This window comes from Pseudoalteromonas sp. TP27 (assembly GCF_056470645.1).
Genome location: NZ_JARDAK010000006.1, coordinates 171,203 through 197,638, shown reverse-complemented (window position 1 = coordinate 197,638; position 26,436 = coordinate 171,203). Strand labels below are relative to the sequence as shown.

Genomic DNA, 26,436 nt, shown 5'->3' with positions numbered 1-26,436 from the left:
GGAAGTATAACGGAGTTTAAGAAAAATCTCTTATGAAGTTCCGATCGATGGCTTCTACTTAACAGCTTTTGGGAGCAGATTTTGATTTTTAAATGAAAACCAATAAAAATGACCTTCCCTTATTTTTACGTTATGGAAATCGCCTATCTTGGCTTTGCTGCTGGCGTGGCGTGTTGGGTTTCGCTTCGCTCTACCCAACCTACAGTAAATTGTAATGTGGTGTTGCCATTTATGGGGTTTGCTCACTTTTACACCGCTGTTTAGTATTCATGACACTTGTCCTGCAATTGGGTCTAATTAATTAGTCTACAAACACCCTCAAAACATGAAAAATGTCTCTAAAAACTATACCCTTCGGCGCAGTTATTATTTAAATAATGGATGAGCACACACACATGACAACATCTCAAGATGCAACGCTTTCAAATGCATCAACAAACACACACACAAACTCAAGCACAAAAACTAAATGGAACCTGCACGATACGCAGTGGGCATTAAGTTTATTTGGTACCGCCGTTGGTGCGGGTATTTTATTTTTGCCTATTAACATTGGCATTGGCGGTTTTTGGCCGTTAATTATTATGGCGTGTTTAGCGTTCCCAATGACCTTTTGTGCGCATCGTGGACTAGCACGTTTTGTACTGTCGTCAAAAAATAAAAATGCCGATTTTACCGACGTAGTTGAAGAACACTTTGGTGTGACTGCGGGCCGGTTAATTTCCTTGTTGTACTTTTTATCTATATTCCCAATTTTGCTTATTTACGGTGTGGGTCTAACCAATACTGTTGATAGTTTTATGGTTAATCAAATGGGTATGGAATCACCTTCTCGCGTGCTACTTTCGGGCGTATTAGTTGCAGGTATGATTAGCTTAATGATGGGCGGCGAGCGCTTGATGCTACGTGCCTTTGCTATTTTAGTTTATCCGCTTGTGGGCATATTGTTGTTTTTATCACTTTATTTAATCCCTAGCTGGCAGATGCCAGATATGACAGTGCCTGAAATGGGTAGTTTTGGTAAAACGCTGTGGTTGTCGATTCCTATAATTGTGTTTTCGTTTAGCCACGCAGCGGCTATTTCTAGCTTTGCAAACGTGCAACGCGGTCATTACGGCGAACAAGCTACACGTAAGTCTGAGGCGATTTTAAAGCGCACTAGCTTGCTACTTATTACCTTTGTACTGTTATTTGTGTTCTCTTGCGTGCTGTCGCTTACAGGCGAGCAAATGGCAGCAGCTAAAGCGGCTAACGTATCGGTTTTATCCTACCTTGCTAATATTACTGATAACTCGTTTATTGCCACACTAGGGCCGCTTGTTGCCTTTATTGCTATTACATCGTCGTTTTTGGGGCACTTTTTAGGGGCACGCGAAAGCTTTACAGGTTTAGTAACTAAGCAAACAAGTTTAAGCGCAAAAGCTGCCGATAAAATTGGTGTGTTAATCATGTTTTTAGCTATTTGGTTTTGTGCTGTTAAAAACCCAAGTATTTTAGATATGATGGATCAGTTATCGGGCCCTATCATTGCGATGATTTTATTTATTATGCCAATGATTGCGGTTTATAAAGTACCTGCACTTTACAAATACCGTAACCGCTTAAGCACGCTATTTATACTAGCGGTTGGCTCACTTGCTGTGTTTGCACTTTTATACGGCATGCTCAAGTAGCCTTTTGTTAATAAGTAAAAAGCCCAGCTAAGCTAATTAGTTGGGCTTTTTTAGACATAAAAAAATGGCGCTCACTGAGCGCCATTTTTAATTTAATTCGTTGCTATTATTCTGTATCTGGCAGGTTACGGCCATAGAATATTTCTTGCATTTCGCGAGTCAGTTTTGAGCGAATTTGTTCTTCTTCGCCCTCTGATAAGTCTGCTGTCGAAATACCGAATAGGTACGTGTTTAAATCGGTTTCTTTTAACATCATTTTGGTGTGAAACAGGTTTTCTTGATACACGTTCACGTCCATCATTTGGTACGCTTCTTTTGTATCTTCTGTCATGAAGTTTTGAATCGAGCTAATCGCGTGATCAATGTAGTGTTTAACACCGTTTATGTCGCGGGTAAAACCACGAACACGGTAATCAATAGTTACTACATCTGACTCAAGGCTATGAATTAAGAAGTTTAACGCTTTAAGTGGCGAAATAATGCCACACGTAGACACTTCAATATCAGCACGGAATGTACAAATACCATCATCAGGGTGAGCTTCAGGGTATGTGTGTACACAAATGTGGCTTTTATCTAGGTGCGCAACAACTGAATCAGGTAATGGGCCTGGTGCTTCGTCAGCATCGTAATTTTGCTGCTCTTCTACTGGTTCTTCTGAAACCAAAATAGTGACACTTGCGCCTTGCGGTTCATAATCTTGGCGCGCTACATTTAAAATGTTAGCACCAATAATATCAACAACTTCACCTAAAATGTCGGTTAGTCTATCTGCACTGTACTGCTCATCGATATATTCAATATATTCTTTACGTTGTTGCTCGGTCTTTGCGTAACAAATATCATAAATACTAAAGCTTAAACTTTTGGTTAAATTGTTAAAGCCATGAAGTTTAAGTTTATCGAAGGGTTTGTTCATAATAAACCAACCTATAAATTAGTGGGTTCTGCACCTGCAGAATGAAAAGTTCGCGGATTTTATACGAATTTTCCTCGTGGAAAAAGCGTTATTTTGCTTGTTCTTGCACAACTTCGTGGCTATGCGTAATTTCTACTGTTTTATCAAGCATTAATGCAACCGAGCAATACTTTTCAGCAGAGAGTGAAACTGCACGTGCAAGGTGTTTTTCAGACACATTATTGCCTTTAACAACAAAGTGTAAGTTAATTTTGGTAAACACGCGTGGGGCTGTTTCGGCGCGCTCTGCACTTAGTTGCACCTGTACATCAGAAAAATCTTGTTTAGCTTTTTTTAAAATACTAACCACATCGACTGATGAGCAACAGCCAACTGACATTAAAACCATTTCCATTGGGCTTGGTGCTGCACTATCGCTGCCGCCATCAAACACAACATTGTGGTTAGAATTAGAACGACCAATGAATGTATCGCCTTCAACCCATTTTACATTTGCTTGCATTGTTATATCTCAAAAAATATTTTCTTGATTGTAAGCAAGTTAGCCGTAGTTGCAAATGAAAATGCAACGCAGGGCTATAAAATGACTAAGATTGTTGCGTTAAAGCGCTATCAAAGAGGTTTTTTACTAAACCTGCAAATTCGTCTATAAAGGCGTGTTGCTCTACTGTGACAGGCTGTGAGGTGATGCTACTGAGGACTTCTTCTAAATCGTAAACTATGCCGTCAACTTCGCGTACAATTTGACTACGCTGCTCTGTGTTGAGATTTGTGTGCTGCTCGCAAATAAGTATCACATTTTGTGCAATAACGTCTTCGATTAATTCCATTACTGTTGGGGCACCTGGTTTTATTTCGCCTGGCTTCTCAAACAATGCTAAATTTTGAGTTAGATACATGATCAAATCATCGTACCCTTGCCTATCTAAAACCATATTTATACCACCTTTGTATAATTAATTATTTTGATTTAAGCAGAAAGCGCTGCTGATTGCTAGCTTTGCACGATAGCAATACAAAAAAAGCAGCCGAAGCTGCTTTTGTAGTGATTAAGTACTGCTTAATCTATTTTTAAGCCTGGGCTTAATGTTGCTGGCATCGCTACTTTTTCAAGCTCTACTGAAGCTACAGGGTATGCACAGTAATCGGCTGCGTAATACGCGCTTGCTCTGTGATTGCCCGATGCGCCAATACCACCAAATGGTGCTGCGCTTGATGCGCCAGTAATTGGACGATTCCAGTTAACAATACCTGCACGAATACGACGTAAAAAGTGGTCGTAATCTGCTGCACTATCACTTAATAAACCAGCCGATAAACCAAAGGTTGTATCGTTTGCTTTATCAATGGCTTGATCAAAGTCGTCAAAGCGGAATACTTTTAAAAGTGGCCCAAAATGCTCTTCGTCTGGGAAGTCACTAATATTTGTACACTCAATAATACCTGGTGTTACAAAGCCAGTATTAGCTGTGTGCTCAAGTTCTACTAATACTTCACCGCCAAGCTCAACAAGCTCGTTTTGCGCTTTAACCATGCCTGCTGCTGCAGCTGATGAGATCATAGAGCCCATAAATGGCTGGTCTGCATCGTCATAGTTACCTACTTTAATCGCTTTAGTTGCTGTGATTAAACGCTCAAGTATCACATCGCCTTTGCTACCTGTTGGTAAAAACAGTTTACGTGCACACGTACAACGCTGGCCACTTGAAATAAACGCTGATTGAATAATATCGTGTACAACAGCTTTCGTATCTTCAACGTCAGTAATAATAAGTGGGTTATTACCACCCATTTCTAATGCTAAAATTTTACCAGGTTGGCCTGCAAACTGTTCATGTAAAATATGACCAGTACGCGAAGAACCCGTGAAGAACAAGCCATCAATACCTTTGTGAGCAGCAAGGGCTTTGCCCGTTTCTACTTCACCTTGAACTAGGTTAATAACACCTGCTGGTAAACCTGCTTTTTCCCATAACTTAAGCGTAAGCTCTGCCACTTTAGGAGTAAGCTCAGACGGTTTAAATACCACTGTGTTACCTGCTAAAAGCGCTGGCACAATGTGGCCATTAGGTAAGTGACCCGGAAAGTTATACGGACCAAATACAGCTACAACACCATGTGGCTTATGACGGATCATTGCACGGCCAAGTGGCATTGCGTTTTCTACGTCGCCAGTACGCTCTAAAAATGCTTTTTCAGAAATGGCAATTTTACCAACCATAGCACCCGCTTCTGTGCGAGTTTCCCACAGTGGCTTACCTGTTTCTTGTGCGATAGTTACGGCTAGCTCTTCGCTGTTTTCTTTTAATTGCGCAGCGAAAGCTTTAATTATTTCCAAGCGCTCAGTAAAGCTTTTATCAGCCCATGCATAAAACGCTTCGCGCGCTGAATTTACTGCGGTATCTACTTGCGCCGCAGTGGCTGATGAAGCCTGCCAAATAACGTCGTTATTTGCAGGGTTTACTGAATTAAATTCTGTGCCTTGGCCTGCTGACCATTGACCATTTATAAATTGTGCAGGATGAGTCATATACTTTCTCCTAAATTAAATCGTGGTTGCACTAACAATATCGCCAGCTTGCAAATGCAATGCATCTGCTATTTCTTGCGATAAAATAAGGCTTTTTGCGCGCTCGTCGAATGTCATTGGTGTAACGGTTGCTCTAAAGTCATTAAGCTTTTCGTTTGCTAGTAACACCATGGTGTCGCCAGTCATTTCGCCAATTTCAACGTTAAAGTCATTAGCATTACGAATAGTTGCAATGTTATCTACTTTTGCTTCAACCGTTGGGCCGCCGTCAAAAATATCTACGTAGCCATTAAACGTAAAGCCTTCGCTTTTTAATAATTCAATTGCTGGGCGTGTGTTGTCGTGTACTTTACCTATTACGGCTTGCGCATCTTTACTTAGCAAGTTTACGTAAATTGGGTATTTAGGCATTAGTTCGGCAATGAAAACCTTTTGGCCAATACCTGTTAGGTAATCAGCTGTTGGAAAATCCATTGAGAAAAAGTGCTCTTCAAGCCACTGCCAAAAAGGGCTGCTGCCGTTTTCGTCAGACACACCACGCATTTCTGCGATTACTGTTTGTGCAAAGCGCTCTTGATGCTGTTTTATAAACATAAAACGCGCTTTTGAAAGTAGCTTACCGTTACAATTTTTACGATAGCCATCTTTTAAAAACAATGTGCAAAGCTCTGTCGCACCTGTGTAGTCGTTACATAGCGTTAAAATATCAACGGCTTTATATACGTCTAATGTACGTGAAGAGTGAATCACTTTACTTAAGTGATAATGATAAAATGCATCATCAAGCCCTACCGCAGCTTCAATTGCAGATGTACCTACAACTTCACCGGTTTCGCTATCTTCAAGAACAAACAGGTAGCCCTCGTCACCAGGTTGTGACGTTTGTTTAGCAAAAGAGCTTACTGAATGGTCGATCTTTTTTTGTAATAGCTCTTCGTTTAAAGGCAAAGACGTAAAACCATGCCCAGATTCGTGGGCAATTTTCAGTAATGCTGAATAATCATTTTGCTGGATTGGGCGAAGGATCATCATGAGTCCGCTTGCTCCCTTATAAATAACGGTAAATAGGAATTGCAGGGCAAGCAGTGCTTGCCCTTAATTGGTTGGCTTAGGTAGCTTATGCGTTTACTACGCTTGCTACTGCTTTTTCAAAGCGTGCCATACCTTCGCGAATGTCCGCTTCAGGAATTACTAAAGATGGAGTGAAACGTACTACGTCTGCGCCAGCAACTAATGACATAAGACCTTGCTCGGTACCAGCCACTAAAAACTCTTTTGCACGACCTTTGTATTGCTCGTTTACTACCGCACCAATTAATAAACCTTGGCCACGAATTTCACTAAATACGTTGTATTTTTCGTTAACTGCATTAAGTAGCTCAGTAAATAATGCTGCTTTAGCTTTTACGCCAGCAAGTACTTCAGGTGTATTTACTGTATCAAATGCAGCTTCTGCAACAGCACACGCTAATGGGTTACCGCCATAAGTAGAACCATGAGTACCTACTTTAAGGTGCTGTGCAATCTCAGTTGTTGTGATCATAGCGCCAATTGGGAAACCGCCGCCAAGTGCTTTAGCGGTAGTTAAAATATCAGGTACTACGTTTAAGCCTTGGTATGCGTATAAATCGCCAGTACGGCCAACACCTGTTTGTACTTCATCAAAAATAAGCAGTGCGTTGTGTTTAGTACATAAATCGCGAACGCCTTGAGCAAACTCATCAGTTGGTGAAATGATTCCGCCTTCGCCTTGAAGTGGTTCCATCATTACGGCACATGTATTGTCGCTAATAAGTGCTTCAAAAGCAGCTAGGTCGTTGTAATCACAATGTACAATGTCGCCAGGCTTAGGACCAAAACCATCTGAGTAAGCCGCTTGGCCGCCAACAGTTACGGTAAAGAATGTACGACCGTGGAAACCTTTGTTGAACGCGATGATTTGTGATTTTTCTGCGCCAAACTTATCAAGCGCAAAACGACGCGCTAATTTAAGCGCTGCTTCGTTTGCCTCTGCGCCTGAGTTGGCAAAGTAAACTTTTTCAGCAAATGTAGCATCAACCATTTTTTTAGCTAGGCGAAGTGCCGGCTCATTGGTCATTACATTTGATAGATGCCAGATTTTTTCGCCTTGCTCTTTTAATGCGCCTACTAGTGCAGGATGGCAATGGCCAAGACAGTTAACAGCAATACCACCAGCAAAGTCGATAAACTCTCGACCTTCTTGATCCCATACACGAGAGCCTTCACCTCGAACTGGGATTACGCTTGAAGGTGCATAGTTAGGTACCATTACTTGATCAAATAATTCGCGATTGACTGTCATTTTATTTCCTCTTAATTGTGAGCAACACAAAACATCAAAATAGGTGTTTGGTTAATATTTGTAACCAACATTATAGGCAAGATCAGTAACCTGATAATTGCGCAAAATTGCTTTGTGGTTCAATTTTCAGACGCACATTATTTCAGAATTACTTATATCTGTCTCGTTAAAAACTTTCATGTATCCCTTTAAAATAAAGGGCTAAAGATATTATTTCATAGATAGTGAATAACTATTTGCATAGCTATTTATGCTTCTTTTTAGACAACTAACCGCATGAGCACCAAGGCGCGCACGCTTTAATCGGCAAATATGCAATATAACAATAGAGTGAGGATGAATGGTTAGTCGCAAAAAAATTAACAAAAAATTCAGATTTTTAGTCAATTTGAATAGCTAAATTGGTAAAATTACTCGATTGGAGGGTTTTTAGTTCCGTTTTAGTGAACTTAAAGTACGAAAACCAGCTTAGAGTTTCGTCAGGCTCAATAAGTTGATGCTCTTTTAAATTAAGATACTGAGAGTAACAACGTGCTTTTAGCATTACTTCTGTTAACGGTAGTAATGTATCGCCTTTATCTACCCCATTTACTAACTGCTGCATTACACCTTTAAACGGTAAATATTTAAAAGCCATTTTATCTATTACTTTCGCGCTTACTTCTATCGATTTATTACAAAGCAACGTGGTTAAAAATAGCGGATCGGGCTTTAGTTCTAATAATGCGGTGTGTAAGTTTTTTTGGTTTTCATTTCGGGCTAGTTGTACTTTGCGTTGCCATACTTGCTCAAACGTTTTTAAGTACAAGCGCACTAATGCAACTCGCCCTACATCTAAAAGCATACCGAGGGTGAACGCATGTACGTCATTCACATTATTAATTTGTGCAATTTTTTGCGCGGCAATTGCATTTGCCATTGCACTGTCACGTAGCCGGCGTTTTAAAAGTGAAAATGGTTCGGTGCTATGTGGCATCCAATGACGTACGGCAAATGTAGGTATAACTAGCTGTAAGTTATCAAGGCCAATATAACGAAGGGCTAGCGACGGTTTATCTACTTTTACAGATGTGTTTTTACTACGCTGATTACGGTAGTAAGGTAAATTAACGAGCGTTACTAACTCTCTACCCAACCAGCCTATATCGTTAACCAATGGTTCTAAACGCCCTACGGACGCCGACTTTACAGCTAATATGTCGAGTATATTGGCAATGCCATCTTCAATACCTATGGTGCTATGAATTACGCCATCTATATCTTCGAGCTGCTTATATATAGCAGTTTCAATTGCTTTGTGTAATTGCTCACTCGCTTGAGCGCGGTACTTATGATGTGCAGTACTGCTTTGCTGGCGTTTATTCTGTGCAGCCACTTCAACCTGAAGTAAGGTGCGCTGCTTCATGGGTTCGCCGTAATCTATATCTAATGTATGAATGAAACCAATTTGCTGGTGCGCAAAGCTATGCCCAAGCAATAAGTCATGAGCTCGTTGGCTTAGTATTTTGGCAGTGCGCTGCTGGGCTACAAGTTCAGTCATAACATCCATTAATTAAATGCGTTGTGTATTATAACATTAGAAGCGAGTTAAAAAGTTATCAAGCAGATCTAAGCCTTGATCAGTTAAAATAGCTTCGGGATGAAACTGTACACCTTCGATAGCGAGATCTTTGTGTAACAACCCCATAATTTCGTCAAACTCGCCTTGCTCAGTTTGAGTCCATGCAGTTACCTCAAGCTCTTTAGGCAGAGTTTGTGCTTTAACCACTAAAGAATGATAACGACACACTGTTAACGGGTTAGCTAAGCCTTTAAACACCCCTTTATTAGTATGCATTATAGGAGATGTTTTACCGTGCATTACTTTTTTAGCACGAATTACATCCCCTCCTAAGGCTTGCGCAATAGTTTGATGCCCCAAGCAAATCCCTAAAATAGGATACTGCCCTTTTAGTTGATCAACAACATTTAACGAAATACCCGCTTCGTTAGGCGTGCATGGCCCCGGCGATAACACGATGTGTTGCGGATTTAACTGCTTTATTTGTGCAATGCTTAGCTCGTCATTACGTTTTACTAACACGTCTTGATCTAATCGCTGAAAATATTGCACTAAGTTGTAAGTAAACGAATCGTAGTTATCGATCATTAACAGCATTACACAACAAACCTTCTAAATTATTGACCACTACTTCACACAAGTGGTGCTAAGCACTGCATTCTACCACTATTAATTAGCCTACATAAATGAGGTTTCCTCATCTAGTAAGTGTAAAGTCAATATATATTGCGCAAGTTAATCAACAGTCTTTAAAAGGAACATAAAGATTATAAAGAAACGAACTACAAAGTCGACCGTAAAAATCTAGCTGTTGTGCTATATCAATTTAAGTTGCCATGGTTGATTTATGATTGTTTAAACCCCAGTGTATTATATGAAGGCAGTAATTCACTTAAACAACTCATTTATATCCTACTAAGGAGCAAATATGTTAGGCGAAGACCACTCACTCACAAATGACTTTCCAGAGTATTTAAATACCATTGCCAAGCTAAATGAAAGCGATACTGAGTTTGCAAAAAAAGCAGATAAGTACGATAAGCTAGACAAAGAAATTAGAATGTTAGAACTTAAAGATGCGCCAATTAGCGACGAGCAAATGCATCTCTTAAAACACGACCGATCAGAGTTAAAAGATTGGCTGTATGAGCACTTACAACAAGCTACACAATAAGCAAAAAAGAGCTCACTGATGAGGTGAGCTCTTTAGGTCAAAAAGGGCTAATGTTAACTACTTTATAATGCCAATCCGGAATAAGATTTAATTAATTTAAGAGATTAAATTTGACGCTAATTACATAAAAATCCGATATCAGTCACCTGATATCGGATTTTTAATTGCTCAAACCAGATCGATCTGATTAAGCGCCTTTTTAGGCTCGAATTATAATCCTAATTTCTTCTCAAGATAGTGGATGTTAGTACCACCATTTTTGAAGTTTTCATCCGCAAGAATTCTTTTATGCAAAGGAGTATTAGTTTTAATTCCGTCAATTACTAGCTCGTTAAGTGCATTGCGCGCGCGGGCAATAGCTACGTCACGGTTTTCACCGTAAGTAATTAACTTACCAATCATTGAATCGTAATGTGGTGGAACCGTATAGTCAGCGTAAATATGGCTGTCCCAACGAATACCTAAACCACCAGCAGGATGGAAACGTGTAATTTTACCCGGTGAAGGAATAAACGTTTCAGGATCCTCAGCATTAATACGACACTCAATAGCATGACCACGAATAACAACGTCGTCTTGAGTGAATGATAAAGGCTGGCCCGCTGCAATTTTTAATTGCTCTTTTACTAAATCGATACCAGTAACCATTTCAGTTACAGGGTGTTCAACCTGAATACGCGTATTCATTTCGATGAAGTAAAACTCGCCGTTTTCGTATAAAAACTCAAACGTACCTGCACCGCGGTATCCAATTTCGATACATGCACGTGTACAGCGCTCGCCAATGAATTTACGCGTTTCAGCAGTAATTCCTGGTGCTGGCGCTTCTTCAACTACTTTTTGGTGACGACGTTGCATAGAACAATCTCGTTCACCTAAATGTACTGCATTACCTTGGCCGTCAGCTAATACTTGAACTTCGATATGGCGTGGGTTTTCTAGGAATTTTTCCATGTAAACCATGCTATTACCAAAGAACTGCTTAGCTTCTTGCTGTGTTAATGCTATTGAATCAATAAGTTCAGCTTCGCTGCGAACAACACGCATACCACGACCACCACCGCCACCAGCGGCTTTGATGATTACCGGGTAACCGATACGCTTAGCGATTTGCATGTTGCGTTCTTTATCATCTGATACCGGGCCGTCTGAGCCTGGTACACATGGAACGCCTGCTTTACGCATTGCTGCGATAGCAGATACTTTATCGCCCATAAGACGAATAGTGTCGCCACGAGGACCGATAAATACAAAACCACTTTGCTCAACTTGGTCAGCAAAATCAGCGTTTTCTGCAAGGAAACCGTAACCTGGATGAATCGCTACAGCGTCAGTTATTTCAGCCGCAGCAATAATGCGCGGAATATCTAAATAACTTTCAGTTGCTGATGGTCTACCAATACAGATGGTTTCATCTGCAAGCAATACATGCTTAAGATCGCGATCTGCCGTTGAATGCACAGCAACCGTTTTGATCCCAAGCTCTTTGCAGGCGCGCAATATACGAAGTGCAATTTCACCTCGGTTTGCAATGACTACTTTATCTAACATTAGAGTTGGCCTTTTAGGTTACGCTATTATTCAATGATGAATAGAGGTTGATCAAATTCTATTGGCTCGCCATTTTCAGCTAAGATAGCTCTTACTGTGCCGGCTTTATCTGATTCAATTTGGTTCATCATTTTCATAGCTTCGATAATACAAAGCGTGTCGCCAACTTTAACTTGTTGACCAACTTCTACATATGCTGGCGCTTCTGGAGAAGCCGCAGAGTAAAAAGAACCAACCATTGGTGATTTAACTTGATGACCAGTAGGTTCTGCTGGTGCTACCGCTTCAACTGCTACAGGAGCCGCTGCAACTGGTGCTGCTGGCGCCGGTGCATATTGCTGTGGAGCAAATTGCGGGTAACCTGGGCCTGCGCTCATGTTGTTACGATTAATACGTACTGATTCTTCACCTTCAGTGATTTCTAGTTCAGCAATACCTGATTCTTCTACTAATTCGATAAGCTTCTTTATCTTGCGAATATCCATTACACGACCCGCCTGTTAGTTGTTTGTGTGTTAATTTAAATTAAATTGCGTTTTGCAACCGGCTCACAGCGGCATTTAATGCAGCGTGATAACCCATTGCACCTAATCCACATATCACACCTTGCGCCACATCAGAAAAATACGAATGATGGCGAAAAGCTTCACGTGCGTGCACATTACTTAAATGCACTTCAAAAAACGGAATATCAACACTTAGCAATGCATCACGTAATGCAACGCTTGTATGCGTAAATGCAGCAGGGTTAATTATTATGTAATCAACCGCTTGCCAAGCACTGTGTATTCGTTCAATGAGGGCTTGCTCACTATTACTTTGAAAATGCGCTAACTCAACATCTAGACTATCAGCGGCACTTGCTAGTTCGCTCATAATTTCACTTAGCGTTTGAAAACCATATTTATCCGGTTCACGTTTGCCAAGCATGTTTAAATTTGGACCATTTATAACCAAAAGGTTAAATTTTGCAGCCATAATACGCGATATATCCTATAAGTAATGAGTTAAGCGGTTACTGACTAGTTTTTCACTTTTAAGTAAGCAAAAAAAGCAATGTAGCAACAAATTCTCACGTTAACCAACTATTATAGTGATTTCGATGTAAATAGCAGCAAAATACTGGTCCAATCTCTATTCTGGGAACGTAAGAGGGAGCAAAAATTAGAAAGCCACTCGGTATACCCAAGTGGCTGTGTTGCACTATTATTGTGCGCTGGCCCGCACTGTAGCAAGGTGTTTAGCAAAATCGTCAGCGTTTAAAAAGCCGGTTACACGTTGTGTACTTAACTCTTTACCTTGGGTGTTAAAAAACAAAATACTCGGTAAACCAAACACGGTGTACTCTTCCATTAGCTCAATTGTTTTATTATCACTGTCCGTTAAATCAACTTGAATTAGCTGATAATGGCTAAATTCACTTTGCACTTTGGCATCTGGAAACGTGTAATGCTCAAACTCTTTACACGCCACGCACCAGTCAGCATATAAGTCGACCATAACCATTCGGCCGTCATCGTTTGCTTTCGCTACCGCTTTTTTTAGCTCAGCTAAATCAGCCACCTTTTTAAACTCATTATTTTGCGAGCTTACCTGTACAGATTGTACTGGCCAAAAATAGTTTTTAGTTAACGTAAAGCCTGTAATAACGAGTAGCGTTGCAGCAAACCACAGTGCGGTTTTTAACTTGCTTTGTGTTTGACTACTTTGCCAATGATGTAAGTAAAGTGCTGTTGTTAATGCAAGCACACCTGCCATTAATAATATAATGTCGGCGCTTACTAGTCGCTCAAGTAATATAAGCGGCACTACAAGCATCACAAAACCAAACAAGGTTTTAACTTGCTCCATCCAACCACCCGCTTTAGGTAGTAATTTACCGCCAGATGTACCGAGTAATAATAATGGTAAGCCCATACCTAAACTAAGCACGTAGAGTGTTAACCCCCCGACTAAGTAATCGCCACTTTGCGCTACAAATAACAGAGCAGCCGACAACGGCGCCGTAGTACAAGGTGATGCTATTAAGCCCGAAAGCACGCCCATTAAAAATACGCCAACGTAGTTGCCGCCTTTTTGGTTGTTACTTATTTGGGTTAACTTGCTCATCATACTGCTTGGCAGTTTTATTTCGTACCAGCCAAACATCGACATAGCCAATAATACAAACAATAAACTAAAGCTGATTAATACAAATGGATGCTGTAAATACCCCTGCACCTGCCCACCAAGTGCCGCAACAACTAAACCAAGCGCTGCATAGGTAACTGCCATACCTTGTATATATACAAACGACAGTGCAAAGGCTTTTTTAGTTGAAAGGTTTTGCTGGCCCGCAATTAAGCTCGATAAAATAGGAAACATAGGAAATACGCACGGCGTAAAAGCAAGGCCTACACCCACTACAAAAAATATGAGTAAATTAGTTATCAAGCTCTGACTTGCTAGCTGCTCTGTAAAAGTAAGTTCTTTTTCGGCATCATCCGAATTTGTTTTAGGTTCACCTGCCGGCTCGTTAAGTGCTGCAAACGTATTGGCTGCGGACGCCGTTTCATCGGTAGCGCTATTTTGATCTACATTTTTAACCTGCGCGCCACTAATTACACTTAGCGGAATACTAATAACTTCAGGCGGATAACAAAGCCCTGCTTTTGCACAGCCCTGATAACGAACTTTAACAACGGCGCCTTCGGTTATATTGCTTAGCTTACTTACAACACTCGCAGAATTGAAAAAGACTTCTGTTTTACCAAAAAACTCATCTTCAATAATTTCGCCACTACCAGAGTCACCTACTTTAATGCTTGCGCCTTTGGCAATGATTTCTATTTTCTTTTTATATAAATAATAGTCTGGCGCTATATCCCAACCTACAAACAAGGTGCTGCCTTGCTGATCAAAGTCAAATACAAATGCTTGCTCTACAGGTAAAAAAGTGTGTTGAGGAGGCCCAAGTAGATCACCAAGCACATTATTAGTCGTAGCCTTTACAGGTACGGTTAATAATGTAACCAACAATAAAAAGAAAAAACGCATTAATTCAGTACCTCGTCCATCCAATTAAAATACGCCAAATTTCCCGTAGAAACTTCTAAAACCTGAATCTCTGGCACTTCGTAGCTATGTAACTCTTTTATTGTTAGAAACACATCGTTCATTTTGTCTGCTTTGGTTTTTATAAGTAGCTTGGCTTCAGTTGCTTCTGCCACTTCGCCTTCCCACATATAAATAGAGCCCATGTTAGGTAAAATATTTACACAAGCAGCCAGTTTTTTTTCTACTAACGCCCTTGCAAGAGTGCGCGCTTCAGCTTCATCTTTGCAGGTCGTAAAAATCATTTTAAATTGCGTAGTCATTGTGAACCTTTACTTATTTAACAGTGTCTAGCTTCATAGTATCTGATAGCCGATACAATGTGTAGACGCTAAAATATCAGTAAAATGACGATACCTATGCCCTAACCTTGAAAAGAGACCTCGTCACCCTCATTAATATTTCATCAACTCTTTTGAGTGTCATTATTTAGAGAGCGCTATGTTTAGATTTTTATTTGTGTTGTTTATCATCATTCCTATTATCGAAATCGCCTTGCTGATTCAAGTAAGCGACGTGATTGGCGGATTTGCAACAATAGCACTGGTTGTTATTACTGCGATTTTAGGTGCCAAAATGGTTAAAACACAAGGTATGGGTGCGCTGCAAAACGTACAAGCGCAAATGGCGCAAGGGCAAATGCCAGCCAAAGAATTATTTACCGGAATATGCGTGGTAATTGCAGGCGTATTATTACTTACCCCTGGCATTATGACAGACGTATTTGGATTACTATTATTAACCCCTGCCATTCGTAACAAATTGGCTGCAGGCCTTGCTAGCCAAGCCACTGTTAGAATGAGCGCAGGCATGCAACAAGGGCCATCGCCGTTTGCTGGGCAGCAACATGCTGAACGAGATCAAGGGCAAATGGAACGACCAACCACTATTGATGGTGAATATGAGCGAAAAGATTAAAAATTTATCGTTTTTTCTCTTGGAATTTTACACTCCACCCCCATTAATGAATGCAAATTAGAAAAGCTTTTTTCTGTACTGTTCAGAAACTGTTAGGAGAACTAAAAAACATGAACATTCGTCCTTTACAAGATCGCGTAATCGTTAAACGTCTAGAAGAAGAAACAAAATCTGCTGGCGGTATTGTATTAACTGGCTCTGCAGCTGAAAAATCAACTCGCGGAGAAGTTGTAGCCGTAGGTAATGGTCGCGTTTTAAAAAACGGTGACGTGAGAGCGTTAGAAGTTAAAGCCGGTGACACTGTGTTATTTGGCTCATATGTTGAAAAAGTTGAAAAGATCGAAGGTCAAGAGTACCTGATCATGCGTGAAGATAATATTTTAGGCATTGTAGGCTAAACCTACTTTTCGTTTATAAACATTTAAGAATTTAGAGGAATTTAAAACATGGCAGCAAAAGAAGTACTTTTTGCAGGTGACGCACGCGCTAAAATGCTAACTGGCGTAAACATCCTGGCAAACGCAGTAAAAGTTACACTAGGTCCTAAAGGCCGTAACGTTGTACTAGACAAATCATTTGGCTCTCCAGTTATCACTAAAGATGGTGTATCTGTAGCAAAAGAAATCGAACTTGAAGATAAGTTTGAAAACATGGGCGCACAAATGGTTAAAGAAGTTGCATCTAAAGCAAATGATGCAGCCGGCGATGGTACAACTACCGCTACAGTACTTGCACAGTCTATTGTTAATGAAGGCCTTAAAGCGGTTGCTGCAGGCATGAACCCAATGGATCTTAAGCGCGGCATCGACAAAGCAGTTATTGCTGCTGTTGCAGAGCTTAAAGCGTTATCGGTTCCTTGTTCTGACACTAAAGCAATTGCACAAGTAGGTACTATTTCAGCTAACTCTGATCAAGAGATTGGCGATATCATTGCACAAGCAATGGAAAAAGTAGGCCGTAACAGTGGTGTTATTACTGTAGAAGAAGGTCAATCACTTGAAAACGAATTAGATGTTGTTGAAGGCATGCAGTTTGACCGTGGTTACTTATCTCCTTACTTTATCAACAGCCCAGAAAAAGGCACTGTTGAACTAGATAATCCATTTATTCTACTTGTAGATAAAAAAATATCTAACATCCGTGAATTATTACCAACATTAGAAGCGGTTGCTAAAGCAAGTAAACCACTACTAATCATCGCAGAAGACCTTGAAGGCGAAGCACTAGCTACATTAGTAGTTAATAACATGCGCGGTATTGTTAAAGTATCAGCTGTTAAAGCACCTGGTTTTGGCGACCGTCGTAAAGCAATGCTACAAGATATCGCTGTATTAACTGGCGGTACTGTAATTTCTGAAGAAATCGGCTTAGAGCTTGAAAAAGCAACAGTTGAAGACCTAGGTACAGCTAAGCGCGTAATTATCACTAAAGATGATACAACAATCATTGATGGTGCTGGTGAAGAAGCGGGTATTACTGGTCGTGTTTCACAAATTAAAGCACAAATCGAAGAAGCAACATCAGACTACGACAAAGAGAAACTACAAGAGCGTATGGCTAAACTAGCTGGCGGTGTTGCAGTTATCAAAGTAGGTGCTGCTACTGAAATGGAAATGAAAGAGAAAAAAGACCGCGTTGAAGATGCATTAAATGCAACTCGTGCAGCGGTTGAAGAAGGCGTAGTACCTGGTGGCGGTGTTGCACTTGTCCGTGCAGCTAGCAAGCTGGTTGATTTAGTTGGCGACAACGAAGATCAAAACCACGGTATTAAAGTTGCACTTCGTGCGATGGAAGCGCCACTTCGTCAAATCGTAACTAACGCTGGCGACGAAGCTTCAGTTGTAATTAACGCAGTTAAAGGCGGCGACGGTAACTTTGGTTACAACGCAGCAACTGGCGAATACAACGACATGATTGAAATGGGTATCCTAGATCCAACTAAAGTAACACGCTCTGCATTACAGTTTGCAGGGTCTATTGCGGGTCTAATGATCACTACTGAAGCAATGGTAGCTGAAATCCCGAAAGATGAAGCTGGTGGCGCTGATATGGGTGGCATGGGCGGAATGGGTGGTATGGGCGGAATGATGTGATAAACATCACCTGCTAAGTACCTAGCTCAAATAAAAACCCAGCTTCGGCTGGGTTTTTAGCTATTGGGCAAAAAGAAAATAAAAGCCACAGGTGTGGCTAATTAATAAAATGACTTCGCGTATCCCTTTGCTTCTTAAATGCATGCCAAGCCATACTCAGAGTTAATTTTATTTATTAAAAATTATTAAGGATATTAAAATGAATAAAAAACCTGAACTAATCATCTCATCACTCGATGCAGATAGATTGTATGACTTAATGGAATCACTACCTGCAGGTAGCTTTGCTAATAAAGAAGAATTGGAAGCTGAACTGGCACGAGCAACAATAGTCGAACCTAAAGATATACCATCGTCAGTTGTGACGATGAACTCAACTGTAAACTTTATTGTTGAGTCTTCTAAAGAAGAATTTACGTTAACCTTGGTGTATCCAAAAAACAGTGACTCTAGTGGCGATAAAATATCGATATTATCACCCATTGGTAGCGCATTACTTGGGCTAAACCAAGGCGACGAAATTGAGTGGCCTAAACCGAGTGGCGGCTTAATAAAGGTAAAAATAAAAGAAGTAACCTACCAGCCAGAACGTGCTGGTGAATTACACAGATAAACATTTTATACACTTAGCGCTAAAAATCGATTTAAAGTAGACCCAGCCCGAAGCTGGGTTTTGCTTTTTGTTATAAAGCAGATTGATACTGTTTAATTTATACCTATAACTAAGTTACATACTGCGGGCATATACGCTGCGTAATCGTTTACTAAGCAACCTAAACTCTGGGTAATAAATCTATCTCAAGTAGCTATTTTCAGCGCTCACTGCGTTGAATTTACTTGCAATAGGCCAGCTAGTGACGCGTAAGTTCGCCTTGTTTTCACTGAAAACCTCTGGCTAGAGAAAATAAATTTAAATATCACTATAATTCAATATTTTGGTAAATATCTTAACCAAAGTTCAGGTTGAATATGATAAAAAGCACATTTATTAAATAGTACGGAGTAAACCAAACATGACTAACGTTCAACAGCATATCGGCAGCATTGCATTAGTTGTTAAGGACTACGATGAGGCAATTAAGTTTTACACTCAAAAGCTCAACTTTGAGTTAGTAGAGGATACTAACTTAGGAGAGGGTAAACGCTGGGTGTTAATTTCACCTCCAAATTCAAACGGGGCTAGTTCAAAAGGGACTAATTCGAGCAGGACTAGTCTACTGCTTGCTAAAGCTACAACACCCGAACAAATTAGCGCTATTGGTAATCAAACGGGTGGTCGCGTGTTTTTATTTTTGCATACCAATGACTTTTGGCGAGATTATAATTTAATGCTTTCAAAAGGCGTTACATTTACCGAAGAGCCTCGAGTAGAACCCTATGGCACCGTAGTGGTTTTTGAAGACTTATATGGTACAAAATGGGATTTACTACAGCTTAATAGTTAGTTGATAAAGTAACGCTTAAACTCACGTCACTTTATTAACTAACTCTCTGACAATTGAAAATAAATCGCTGGGTAGCATGCCCCTTTGCCCGTCTCGCTCACTTGCTATATCACCAGCTTTAGCGTGTAGTGTTACACCATAGCGTGCTGCTTCATCAATAGTTAAACCTTGAGCAAGTAATGCACCAATAATACCGGTAAGTACATCGCCACTTCCGCCAACTGCCAATGCCGGATTACCATCTTCACATACCCACGTATGCTGAGCATTATCTATTAATGTTCCAGCCCCTTTTAATACGCAAGTCGCGTTATAACGCTTGGCGCAAAGGCGCGCGTAATTAAAGCGGTCTGATTCTATGTCGCTGGTGGTAACACTTAGCAGTCGAGAAGCTTCGCCGGGATGTGGCGTAAGTACGCATTGATCTAACGTGTATGATGAAGCTTTCTTAGCCAGTAAATTAAGAGCATCTGCATCTATAACCAATGGCATTTTATTGTTTTGGCAATATTGCATTACTTCATCGAATGTTTGTTGTGCCCATTCGTCTTGCCCAAGTCCTGGGCCAATAACAACGCAGCTTGCCCACTCTAGCGCTTGATGTAAGTTATTACTGCTTACCATCAATTCTGGTCTGCCAATACTAATAGGCGTTATTGAGCTTTCGTGTGTATACACTCTTACCATACCAGCACCCGCTCTAAGAGCTGCTTCACTACTTAGCCTAATTGCACCTGCAGTACCTTGGTTGCCACCAACACATAAAAGTTTACCATGGCTGCCTTTGTGGCTATTGATTGCCCGCGTGGCTATTCCTTTAAAGCTATTGATATTAACAAGGGTTCCTGATGATTGGGCTACACCACTAAACGCATCAGCAATTGCTAAGTCATCAAATACTAACTTACCGCTATATTGTTTACCTGCCGTCGTTGTCAGCCCTTGCTTAATACCCACAAAAGTAACGGTTGAAGTAGCTTGAACTGCACACCCTAAAGGCTGCCCTGTATTAGCCTCAATACCTGATGGAATATCAATGCTTATTACGGGCTTATCACTGTTATTTACAGCTTTTATTATATTCGCAAAATTATCGCGCACGTTACTTTTAAGGCCAGTACCAAATAGAGCATCAATAACTATATCGCACTCATCAAGAGCGTCTTTTGTAAAGTGAGAAACGACTCCACCCGCTTCAATCCATAACTGCTGCGCTTTTGCTGCATCACCTTTTAATGTTTTTTCGAGTTCAGCAGCACATACTGTTACCTCTTTACCTGACTGCATAATAAGCCTAGCTACAACGTAACCGTCTCCAGCATTGTTACCGTGACCAACAATGACTAATGTATGCTGTGCATCAAATAACTGCCATTGCTTATATACCGCCTCGCCTGCACGCTGCATTAGGGTAAATAAATCACAATGACTATTTTTAGCAGCTAAAGCTTCATTTTCTCTTACTTGTTGTGCGGTAAATAAAGTTTTATTGAGCATGAAGGTTCCTATAAAGAGTGATACTTCACCTTATCAAATACTTATATCTAGCGGCTAGTTCTGTTGATAATTTTAAACCTCAATTTTATTTAAAATGTACTACCAAGCCAATTTGGTACGACTAACTTGACCACAGTTAACATGTGCACGACTAACTTGAGCAAGGTGAGCTAATTAAAGTACAATACAGTTAATTAAAGGCTTGGCTTACTTGTAATCCAAGCCTGTTTATTTTTAGGTAGAGAAAAACATGGCACAAACTCGCGGTAATTTATTTATTTTGTCAGCTCCTTCTGGTGCTGGTAAATCAAGCTTAATCAATGCGTTATTAAAAAATCACGCTGATATGAAAGTATCTGTATCACATACAACTCGTGCCCCTCGCCCAGGTGAAGAAAATGGCGTGCATTATCACTTTGCATCTACAGATGAATTTAAAGCGCTTATTGCCAAAGATGATTTTTTTGAATGGGCTCAAGTATTTGATAATTACTACGGCACATCAAAGCAGGCTATTGAGTCGCAACTTGATGCCGGTATTGATGTGTTTTTAGATATTGATTGGCAAGGTGCCCAGCAAGTTCGTAAAATTATGCCAAGCGTGCAAACTATTTTTATCCTACCTCCTTCAAAAGAAGAGCTTGAACAACGCTTAAATAACCGTGGCCAAGATTCGGCTGAGGTAATTGCCTCTCGTATGGCAAAAGCACAATCTGAAACCTCACATTATAACGAATACGACTTTGTAATTGTTAATGATGACTTTGAGACGGCACTTGCCGACATAAAAATAATTGTAATGGCTCAGCGCTTAACACTAAAAGCCCAAGAAGATCGTCATCAAGTTTTACTAAATAGCTTACTTAAATAATTTAAGCCTACTTAAATTAGGCTTAGGCAAGTAAAACTGATAAAAATTGAACACTGGCTATTGGCGAAAGTGGCTCCTTGGAGTAAACTACGCCTTTGCTTTTAAATTATTTTTGGAGTGCTGTGATGGCCCGCGTAACAGTTGAAGATGCAGTAGATGCAGTTGGTAATCGTTTTGACTTAATTTTAGTTGCGGCTCGTCGTGCCCGCCAAATTGCTGTTGGTGGTAAAACTCCACTAGTAGACCCTGAAAACGATAAGCCAACGGTAGTTGCTTTACGTGAAATTGAATTAGGTTTAGTTGATAGCGCTTCAATGGACTTAATTGACCGTGAAGAACAACAACACCAAGAAGCAGCAGAATTAGCTGCTGTTGCTGCCATTGTTGGTGGCAACCAATAATCGACCTCCCGGTCTGATTTAGCCAACGGCGCAGTATTTCTACTATAGCCGTTGGCAATCCTTTCATTTCATCGTATATTCGTAACTTACCTAATTTGCTTCACAAGAACATTGGAGTGTAAATGTATCTTTTTGAAGGTCTTAAAAAGAAAATTTCAGAATACTTGCCCGCTGCTGATGTAGAGCTGGTTCAAAAATCTTACGTGGTAGCCCGAGAGGCCCATGAAGGACAAACTCGCTCAAGTGGCGAACCTTACATAACTCATCCAGTAGAAGTAACCCAAATTCTTGCAGGCATGCATCTTGACCATGAAACGCTCATGGCCGCGCTAATGCATGATGTAATTGAAGATACTGATTTTAGCCAACAAGATTTAGCCGAAATTTTTGGCGAAACTGTTGCAGAACTAGTTGAAGGTGTAAGCAAGCTCGATAAGCTCAGCTTTAAAGATAAAAAAGAATTCCAAGCTGAAAACTACCGTAAAATGATTATGGCAATGACTCAGGATATTCGAGTTATTTTAATCAAGCTTGCTGATAGAACACACAACATGCGTACTTTAGGCGCACTGCGCCCAGATAAGCGCCGCAGAATAGCGCGTGAAACGCTAGAAATTTATGCGCCAATAGCAAACCGTTTAGGTATCCACGATATTAAAAATGAGCTTGAAGACCTAGGTTTTCAAGCTTTATACCCTATGCGTCATCGTGCACTTAAATCTGAAGTAGCTAAAGCACGTGGCAATCGCAAAGAAGTTATTACGAATATCCAACATGAAATAGAAGCACGTCTTGAAGAGTCAGGCATTAAAGCGACTGTGTCAGGCCGTGAAAAACATTTATATAGTATCTATAAAAAGATGCTTAATAAAGAACTGCTATTTAACGAAGTTATGGATATTTACGCGTTTAGAATAGCCGTTGACTCTATGGATACGTGTTATCGCGTATTAGGTGTGGCTCATAGTCTTTATAAGCCTATTGAAACACGCTTTAAAGATTATATTGCGGTACCAAAAACAAACGGTTACCAATCGCTTCATACTTCATTAGTTGGCCCACACGGAATACCTGTTGAGATTCAAATTCGTACTCACGATATGGATCAGATGGCAGACAAAGGTGTAGCAGCGCACTGGATGTATAAAAAATCGGGTGATGGCGCAGGTAATACTTCGCAGCAACGTGCTCGCCAATGGATGCAAAGCTTATTAGAACTGCAGCAAAGTGCAGGGTCATCATTTGAATTTATTGAAAACGTAAAAACTGAGTTATTTCCAGAAGAAATTTACGTATTTACACCTGATGGTCGTATTGTTGAGCTACCAATGGGTGCTACCGCAGTCGATTTTGCTTATGCAGTACATACAGATGTAGGCAACACCTGTGTAGGTGCTCGCGTTAATCGCAAACCACACCCTTTAAACAGGGCATTGGATACAGGGCAAACCATAGAGATAATAACAAGCTCAGGTGCCCATCCTAATGCAACATGGCTAAACTTTATTGTTACTGGTAAAGCGCGTTTAGGTGTTCGTAATTACCTTAGAAGTCAGCATCATGAAGAGGCCATGCTTTTAGGGCGTCGTTTACTCGACTCAGCACTAGGCGAAAACAAACTCGATAGTATTGCTGATGAAAATATAGCGAGAGTACTTGAGGAGCACGAACTCTCTACTGTACTTGAGTTGTTAGTAGAGATTGGCTCTGGTAACTTAATGAGTATGTTAATTGCCAAGCGCTTATTGCAAAATGACAATGACGACTTAACTGATATAGCAAGCCAAGCTAAAGCAACCATTATTGGTACTGAAGGCATGCTAGTTAATTACTCTAAGTGTTGCCGCCCTGTACCCGGCGATGCCATTACGGCTCATATAAGCCAAGGTAAAGGCCTGACTGTTCACCGCCAAGAATGTAAAAACATTCGCGGTTGGGAAAATGAACGCTCTAAATACTTAGTTGTAAAATGGGACGATAACCCAGAAAAAGAATACATTGCAGCTCTGAGAGTTGAAATTATTAATCATCAAGGGGCACTGGCTAAATTAACCAATGTGGTTGCTACAACCCAAGCCAATATTGTAGAAATTACCACTGATGAAAAAGAAAGTAATTTATACGTGATAGATTTAGGGGTTACCGTTAAAAACCGTATCCACGTTGCTAACATTATGCGCCGCATTCGCGTTATGCCTGATGTGCAAAAAGTCTATCGTAAAAAGTAAAATAGGAAACACATGAATAAAGCATTTATCTCTACCGACAAAGCACCTGCTGCCATTGGCACTTACAGCCAAGCAGTTAAAGTAGGCACCGCTGTTTATTTATCTGGTCAAATTCCATTAGTGCCAGAAACGATGGAAATGATTTCAGAAGACTTTAGTGAGCAAACGCATCAGGTATTCAAAAATATCGCTGCGGTTTGTGAAGAAGCAGGTGGGAAAATTCAAGATTTGGTAAAAATTAATATCTACCTTACTGATTTATCTAACTTCGCTACTGTAAATGAAGTGATGAGCCAATACTTTAAACAACCCTACCCAGCAAGAGCTGCATTAGGTGTTCGTGCACTACCAAAAGGTGCGCAAGTTGAGATAGACGGCATAATGGAACTACCTTCTACCAACTAAGTATTACAGGCTATAGAGCTTCTCTATAGCCTTATTTCCCTCTTAAAATTCACTCTCTCTCATTTCTTGACTCAAATACTATTTTCTAGCACTCTGTAGTTGTTTTTATAAAAAATTTAACTTAAGTAGTAAAAAAGGATTGGCTCGTGTTTAAGCTTGCAAATAATGGAAATGTTTTACTTGATGTAAAAGAACATATTCCTCCCAGCGCTGCATTTATTTTAGAGGCTCTCGAAAAGTCAGCTTTTTGCGACTGTAAAATAAATCATGATGCTATTAATGATTTTTTTAAAAACGAAAACACACAACAAACTCTGATTGTAGGAACAAAACACAATGCCACTTTAAATGTAACTATTAGCGACGATAAAATGCTGGCTATTGGCGAGTTAACACTTGCCCAAGGCGGAAAGCTATTAAGCCTAGAAGATGCAAAAAAACAGCTTATCAAAGCAGGAATTGTTCGTGGCTATAAACAAGCATTTTTAGAGCTGTTACTGCAAAAGCAATTTGAGAACACAGCGGGTTCTGTAGTTAAAGGAGTATTAGCAAAAGGCAGGCTCCCAAGTGATGGCTTAGCAACTAAATTAATTGCAACAGTAGAAACCTTAAAAGATCGCTTAAAAACACCCAAGCTCAAAGAAGATGGCAGTGTGGATATGCGTGATTTTGGCAAGCTGGCAAGTGTAGAGCCAGGCTCTGTACTTATTCGTCAGCAACCAGCAACTCCCGGAAAAGAAGGCTTTACTGTAGTAGGTGACATACTGCCCGCAAAACCTGGAGAAAATAAGCAACTAGTCGCTGGCGATGGTACTGAAATATCAAAAACAAACCCGCTTGAGTTAGTCTCAACTATTACTGGGGTCCCCGTTGAAATAAACAATGGCATGCGTGTCGATGATATTTTCACCATTTCAGATGTGAATGTAAAAAGTGGTCATATTGATTTTGAGGGCAGTGTTATTGTCACCCGCAATATAGAACCAGGTATGAAAGTAAAAGCCAAAGGTGATATTACAATATTTGGTACTGTAGAATCAGGCGAGCTTACCGCAGGCGGAAACATAACTGTTAAACAAGGTATTATTGGCCATCAACAATCAGATAATAAGTCACTTTCTTGCAAACTAATTGCACTGGGTGATATTCACGTTTCTCATTCACAATATAGCTATCTAGAAGCGAATAACATATTTATTGACCGCCAAACAAGCCACTGTGTAATGAAAGCTCTGCGCTTATTGCAAGTAGGTCAATCTGAGCTGCCCAATGGGAAGATTTTCGGTGGTGAAATACTTGATGCAACTATGCTCATTGCTGGTGAAATAGGCAATGAATCAGGGGCCAAAATGATAATTAACTTGGCAGTATCAGCTGCTAAAATAACGGCAAAGACCGATAGTTGCTTTAAAGATTTAGCTAAAACAGATGAGCAATTAGATACGCTTCAAGCCGCATTAGAAAAAATAAGTTTAGTCGCCGACATAGAAAAAAAGAATTTACTCATTAATAAAATTGGCGCAACCCAGCAGCATCATTGCCAACAATCCGAGCAATTAGAAAAACAACTTTCTAATTTAGAGCGTGACTTACATAACCTACTTAACGACGCACGCTTTACTGCGAACTATATTCTGCATTCTGGCGTAGAAATCCATATATTTAATAAAGTTTTTAAAACAACCCGTAATTATCCGCCATGTACCGTTAAATTAGAAAATAATAAAATAGCAATTGAATTTAAAACGTCATAA

At 40.2% G+C, this 26,436-nt stretch carries 26 protein-coding genes; 12 read left to right on the top strand and 14 right to left on the bottom strand.

Annotated elements, in window-relative coordinates; translation table 11 throughout:
* The first annotated feature begins 395 nt into the window (after nt 1-395).
* A complete protein-coding gene (locus tag PX700_RS09900) occupies nt 396-1,673 on the top strand; it encodes an SLC5/6 family protein (RefSeq protein WP_479520628.1) in 1,278 nt (425 codons plus the stop codon).
* A gap of 106 nt (nt 1,674-1,779) precedes the next feature.
* Here the strand turns inward: PX700_RS09900 and speD are convergent, their stop codons facing one another.
* The 8 genes from speD to PX700_RS09860 form a co-directional block, all read right to left on the bottom strand.
* Nucleotides 1,780-2,592, bottom strand: a complete 813-nt coding sequence (gene speD, locus PX700_RS09895) for an adenosylmethionine decarboxylase (RefSeq protein ID WP_024593800.1) — start codon at nt 2,590-2,592, stop codon at nt 1,780-1,782.
* Nucleotides 2,593-2,680: 88 nt separating this feature from the next.
* Nucleotides 2,681-3,094 carry an OsmC family protein gene (locus tag PX700_RS09890; RefSeq protein WP_024600073.1) on the bottom strand — a complete coding sequence of 138 codons (414 nt, stop codon included), beginning with the start codon at nt 3,092-3,094 and terminating at the stop codon, nt 2,681-2,683.
* A gap of 85 nt (nt 3,095-3,179) precedes the next feature.
* Nucleotides 3,180-3,527, bottom strand: coding sequence for a DUF3802 family protein (locus PX700_RS09885; RefSeq protein ID WP_415637970.1), 348 nt, complete (start codon nt 3,525-3,527; stop codon nt 3,180-3,182).
* Nucleotides 3,528-3,652: 125 nt separating this feature from the next.
* Complete coding sequence (astD, locus tag PX700_RS09880) at nt 3,653-5,122, bottom strand: succinylglutamate-semialdehyde dehydrogenase (protein WP_479520627.1); 1,470 nt, start codon at nt 5,120-5,122, stop codon at nt 3,653-3,655.
* A 15-nt stretch (nt 5,123-5,137) separates the two neighbouring features.
* Nucleotides 5,138-6,154 (bottom strand): arginine N-succinyltransferase, encoded by a 1,017-nt coding sequence (gene astA / locus PX700_RS09875; protein WP_415637968.1) that lies wholly within the window; start codon nt 6,152-6,154, stop codon nt 5,138-5,140.
* Nucleotides 6,155-6,239: 85 nt separating this feature from the next.
* The gene (locus tag PX700_RS09870) at nt 6,240-7,445 is read right to left on the bottom strand and encodes an aspartate aminotransferase family protein (protein ID WP_479520626.1); all 1,206 of its coding nucleotides are present in this window, start codon (nt 7,443-7,445) and stop codon (nt 6,240-6,242) included.
* A 379-nt stretch (nt 7,446-7,824) separates the two neighbouring features.
* A complete protein-coding gene (locus PX700_RS09865) occupies nt 7,825-8,985 on the bottom strand; it encodes an HDOD domain-containing protein (RefSeq protein WP_479520625.1) in 1,161 nt (386 codons plus the stop codon).
* Nucleotides 8,986-9,021: 36 nt separating this feature from the next.
* On the bottom strand, nt 9,022-9,603 hold the full coding sequence (locus PX700_RS09860) for an anthranilate synthase component II (protein ID WP_415637965.1): 582 nt from the start codon (nt 9,601-9,603) through the stop codon (nt 9,022-9,024).
* Between the two features lie 331 nt (nt 9,604-9,934).
* On the opposite strand from PX700_RS09860, the gene PX700_RS09855 reads away from it, so the two are divergent.
* Nucleotides 9,935-10,180 carry an HP1242/YdcH family protein gene (locus PX700_RS09855; protein ID WP_166420091.1) on the top strand — a complete coding sequence of 82 codons (246 nt, stop codon included), beginning with the start codon at nt 9,935-9,937 and terminating at the stop codon, nt 10,178-10,180.
* Nucleotides 10,181-10,390: 210 nt separating this feature from the next.
* On the opposite strand, the gene accC is transcribed toward PX700_RS09855, so the two are convergent.
* The 5 genes from accC to cutA form a co-directional block, all read right to left on the bottom strand.
* Complete coding sequence (gene accC / locus PX700_RS09850) at nt 10,391-11,731, bottom strand: acetyl-CoA carboxylase biotin carboxylase subunit (RefSeq protein ID WP_415637964.1); 1,341 nt, start codon at nt 11,729-11,731, stop codon at nt 10,391-10,393.
* 26 nt (nt 11,732-11,757) lie between these two features.
* Entirely contained in the window at nt 11,758-12,216 is a 459-nt protein-coding gene (gene accB, locus PX700_RS09845; RefSeq protein WP_166378325.1) for an acetyl-CoA carboxylase biotin carboxyl carrier protein, read from the bottom strand.
* 40 nt (nt 12,217-12,256) lie between these two features.
* Nucleotides 12,257-12,709, bottom strand: coding sequence for a type II 3-dehydroquinate dehydratase (aroQ, locus tag PX700_RS09840; RefSeq protein ID WP_415637963.1), 453 nt, complete (start codon nt 12,707-12,709; stop codon nt 12,257-12,259).
* Between the two features lie 228 nt (nt 12,710-12,937).
* Nucleotides 12,938-14,767, bottom strand: coding sequence for a protein-disulfide reductase DsbD (locus PX700_RS09835; RefSeq protein WP_479520624.1), 1,830 nt, complete (start codon nt 14,765-14,767; stop codon nt 12,938-12,940).
* Nucleotides 14,767-15,087 (bottom strand): divalent-cation tolerance protein CutA, encoded by a 321-nt coding sequence (gene cutA / locus PX700_RS09830; RefSeq protein WP_415637961.1) that lies wholly within the window; start codon nt 15,085-15,087, stop codon nt 14,767-14,769. Before cutA ends, PX700_RS09835 begins: the two co-directional genes overlap by 1 nt.
* Before the next feature lie 178 nt (nt 15,088-15,265).
* On the opposite strand from cutA, the gene PX700_RS09825 reads away from it, so the two are divergent.
* The 5 genes from PX700_RS09825 to PX700_RS09805 all read left to right on the top strand — a co-directional run bounded on the left by PX700_RS09825 (nt 15,266) and on the right by PX700_RS09805 (nt 19,280).
* Nucleotides 15,266-15,742 carry an FxsA family protein gene (locus PX700_RS09825; protein WP_479520623.1) on the top strand — a complete coding sequence of 159 codons (477 nt, stop codon included), beginning with the start codon at nt 15,266-15,268 and terminating at the stop codon, nt 15,740-15,742.
* 110 nt (nt 15,743-15,852) lie between these two features.
* Nucleotides 15,853-16,140: a co-chaperone GroES gene (locus PX700_RS09820; protein ID WP_415637959.1), complete on the top strand. Its 288-nt coding sequence runs from the start codon at nt 15,853-15,855 to the stop codon at nt 16,138-16,140.
* A gap of 48 nt (nt 16,141-16,188) precedes the next feature.
* Entirely contained in the window at nt 16,189-17,835 is a 1,647-nt protein-coding gene (gene groL / locus PX700_RS09815) for a chaperonin GroEL (RefSeq protein ID WP_479520622.1), read from the top strand.
* Nucleotides 17,836-18,034: 199 nt separating this feature from the next.
* Nucleotides 18,035-18,448 carry a nucleoside diphosphate kinase regulator gene (gene rnk / locus PX700_RS09810; protein ID WP_479520621.1) on the top strand — a complete coding sequence of 138 codons (414 nt, stop codon included), beginning with the start codon at nt 18,035-18,037 and terminating at the stop codon, nt 18,446-18,448.
* Between the two features lie 400 nt (nt 18,449-18,848).
* Nucleotides 18,849-19,280 carry a VOC family protein gene (locus tag PX700_RS09805; RefSeq protein WP_479520620.1) on the top strand — a complete coding sequence of 144 codons (432 nt, stop codon included), beginning with the start codon at nt 18,849-18,851 and terminating at the stop codon, nt 19,278-19,280.
* Between the two features lie 21 nt (nt 19,281-19,301).
* Here PX700_RS09805 and PX700_RS09800 read toward each other — a convergent pair whose 3' ends face one another.
* Nucleotides 19,302-20,777, bottom strand: coding sequence for an NAD(P)H-hydrate dehydratase (locus tag PX700_RS09800; RefSeq protein WP_479520619.1), 1,476 nt, complete (start codon nt 20,775-20,777; stop codon nt 19,302-19,304).
* Between the two features lie 250 nt (nt 20,778-21,027).
* Here PX700_RS09800 and gmk point away from each other — a divergent pair, with 250 nt between their 5' ends.
* The 5 genes from gmk (at nt 21,028) to PX700_RS09775 (ending at nt 26,436) form a co-directional block, all read left to right on the top strand.
* On the top strand, nt 21,028-21,648 hold the full coding sequence (gene gmk / locus PX700_RS09795) for a guanylate kinase (protein ID WP_415637953.1): 621 nt from the start codon (nt 21,028-21,030) through the stop codon (nt 21,646-21,648).
* A 125-nt stretch (nt 21,649-21,773) separates the two neighbouring features.
* Complete coding sequence (gene rpoZ, locus PX700_RS09790; protein WP_007378835.1) at nt 21,774-22,049, top strand: DNA-directed RNA polymerase subunit omega; 276 nt, start codon at nt 21,774-21,776, stop codon at nt 22,047-22,049.
* A gap of 122 nt (nt 22,050-22,171) precedes the next feature.
* A complete protein-coding gene (gene spoT, locus PX700_RS09785; protein WP_415637952.1) occupies nt 22,172-24,277 on the top strand; it encodes a bifunctional GTP diphosphokinase/guanosine-3',5'-bis pyrophosphate 3'-pyrophosphohydrolase in 2,106 nt (701 codons plus the stop codon).
* Between the two features lie 12 nt (nt 24,278-24,289).
* The gene (locus PX700_RS09780; protein WP_415637951.1) at nt 24,290-24,682 is read left to right on the top strand and encodes a RidA family protein; all 393 of its coding nucleotides are present in this window, start codon (nt 24,290-24,292) and stop codon (nt 24,680-24,682) included.
* A gap of 146 nt (nt 24,683-24,828) precedes the next feature.
* Nucleotides 24,829-26,436 (top strand): DUF342 domain-containing protein, encoded by a 1,608-nt coding sequence (locus tag PX700_RS09775; protein WP_415637950.1) that lies wholly within the window; start codon nt 24,829-24,831, stop codon nt 26,434-26,436.

What these genes read in the sequence shown, in the direction of transcription:
- PX700_RS09800 (WP_479520619.1), bottom strand. Translation starts at nt 20,777, where the DNA reads ATGCTCAATAAAACTTTATTTACCGCACAACAAGTAAGAGAAAATGAA.
- PX700_RS09805 (WP_479520620.1), top strand. Translation starts at nt 18,849, where the DNA reads ATGACTAACGTTCAACAGCATATCGGCAGCATTGCATTAGTTGTTAAG.
- gmk (WP_415637953.1), top strand. Translation starts at nt 21,028, where the DNA reads ATGGCACAAACTCGCGGTAATTTATTTATTTTGTCAGCTCCTTCTGGT.
- PX700_RS09860 (WP_415637965.1), bottom strand. Translation starts at nt 9,603, where the DNA reads ATGCTGTTAATGATCGATAACTACGATTCGTTTACTTACAACTTAGTG.
- PX700_RS09890 (WP_024600073.1), bottom strand. Translation starts at nt 3,094, where the DNA reads ATGCAAGCAAATGTAAAATGGGTTGAAGGCGATACATTCATTGGTCGT.
- astA (WP_415637968.1), bottom strand. Translation starts at nt 6,154, where the DNA reads ATGATGATCCTTCGCCCAATCCAGCAAAATGATTATTCAGCATTACTG.
- cutA (WP_415637961.1), bottom strand. Translation starts at nt 15,087, where the DNA reads ATGACTACGCAATTTAAAATGATTTTTACGACCTGCAAAGATGAAGCT.
- groL (WP_479520622.1), top strand. Translation starts at nt 16,189, where the DNA reads ATGGCAGCAAAAGAAGTACTTTTTGCAGGTGACGCACGCGCTAAAATG.
- PX700_RS09900 (WP_479520628.1), top strand. Translation starts at nt 396, where the DNA reads ATGACAACATCTCAAGATGCAACGCTTTCAAATGCATCAACAAACACA.
- rnk (WP_479520621.1), top strand. Translation starts at nt 18,035, where the DNA reads ATGAATAAAAAACCTGAACTAATCATCTCATCACTCGATGCAGATAGA.
- speD (WP_024593800.1), bottom strand. Translation starts at nt 2,592, where the DNA reads ATGAACAAACCCTTCGATAAACTTAAACTTCATGGCTTTAACAATTTA.
- PX700_RS09855 (WP_166420091.1), top strand. Translation starts at nt 9,935, where the DNA reads ATGTTAGGCGAAGACCACTCACTCACAAATGACTTTCCAGAGTATTTA.
- astD (WP_479520627.1), bottom strand. Translation starts at nt 5,122, where the DNA reads ATGACTCATCCTGCACAATTTATAAATGGTCAATGGTCAGCAGGCCAA.
- accB (WP_166378325.1), bottom strand. Translation starts at nt 12,216, where the DNA reads ATGGATATTCGCAAGATAAAGAAGCTTATCGAATTAGTAGAAGAATCA.
- spoT (WP_415637952.1), top strand. Translation starts at nt 22,172, where the DNA reads ATGTATCTTTTTGAAGGTCTTAAAAAGAAAATTTCAGAATACTTGCCC.
- PX700_RS09780 (WP_415637951.1), top strand. Translation starts at nt 24,290, where the DNA reads ATGAATAAAGCATTTATCTCTACCGACAAAGCACCTGCTGCCATTGGC.
- PX700_RS09885 (WP_415637970.1), bottom strand. Translation starts at nt 3,527, where the DNA reads ATGGTTTTAGATAGGCAAGGGTACGATGATTTGATCATGTATCTAACT.
- PX700_RS09835 (WP_479520624.1), bottom strand. Translation starts at nt 14,767, where the DNA reads ATGCGTTTTTTCTTTTTATTGTTGGTTACATTATTAACCGTACCTGTA.
- PX700_RS09825 (WP_479520623.1), top strand. Translation starts at nt 15,266, where the DNA reads ATGTTTAGATTTTTATTTGTGTTGTTTATCATCATTCCTATTATCGAA.
- PX700_RS09870 (WP_479520626.1), bottom strand. Translation starts at nt 7,445, where the DNA reads ATGACAGTCAATCGCGAATTATTTGATCAAGTAATGGTACCTAACTAT.
- PX700_RS09865 (WP_479520625.1), bottom strand. Translation starts at nt 8,985, where the DNA reads ATGACTGAACTTGTAGCCCAGCAGCGCACTGCCAAAATACTAAGCCAA.
- PX700_RS09820 (WP_415637959.1), top strand. Translation starts at nt 15,853, where the DNA reads ATGAACATTCGTCCTTTACAAGATCGCGTAATCGTTAAACGTCTAGAA.
- accC (WP_415637964.1), bottom strand. Translation starts at nt 11,731, where the DNA reads ATGTTAGATAAAGTAGTCATTGCAAACCGAGGTGAAATTGCACTTCGT.
- aroQ (WP_415637963.1), bottom strand. Translation starts at nt 12,709, where the DNA reads ATGGCTGCAAAATTTAACCTTTTGGTTATAAATGGTCCAAATTTAAAC.
- rpoZ (WP_007378835.1), top strand. Translation starts at nt 21,774, where the DNA reads ATGGCCCGCGTAACAGTTGAAGATGCAGTAGATGCAGTTGGTAATCGT.